Raw genomic sequence first — 532 nt, 5'->3', positions numbered from 1 at the left:
AAGAAGTAGCAGGCAGTGAAATCAATATTGCCAATAAAGATAACGGGGATCGGACGCTTTCTGGTGTAAAGGAAGCTTCGCATGACAATGAAGCTGTTAATAAAGGCCAACTTGATAAGGGTTTAAAAGATCTTTCGGAAAAACTTCAATCTGACGATTCAGCAGTTGTTCTTTATGATAAAGGTACAGATGAAGAAAACACCATTAATTATGAAAGTGTGACGTTGGGGAAAGGTAAAGATGCTAAGCCCGTTGCTCTTCATAATGTAGCTGTTGGCAACCTTACAAAGGATTCACGTGATGCCATTAATGGTGGACAAATTCATACCCTCTCTGAAGATGTTGCGAAGTTTTTAGGTGGTGGTACAGCTTTTACAAATGGTGCTTTCACGGGACCTACCTATAAATTATCTAAGGTTTCTAAAGACGGTAAGGAAGAAGAAGCTGACTTTACCGATGTTGGTACAGCTTTTGAAGGCATTGATACGAGTATCAAGAATGTGAACGCTCGTATTAAGGAAGTTTCACAAGG

Annotated in this window: 1 pseudogene; it reads left to right on the top strand. The window is 39.7% G+C overall.

Annotated elements, in window-relative coordinates:
* Window positions 1–532, top strand: a pseudogene (locus ACFINU_RS10435) (hypothetical protein); the annotation flags it as partial.

This window comes from Bartonella sp. AC130YNZD, from assembly GCF_042196865.1.
In the GTDB taxonomy this organism is placed as follows: Bacteria; Pseudomonadota; Alphaproteobacteria; order Rhizobiales; family Rhizobiaceae; genus Bartonella.
This window is presented reverse-complemented; position numbering and strand designations above follow the sequence as displayed.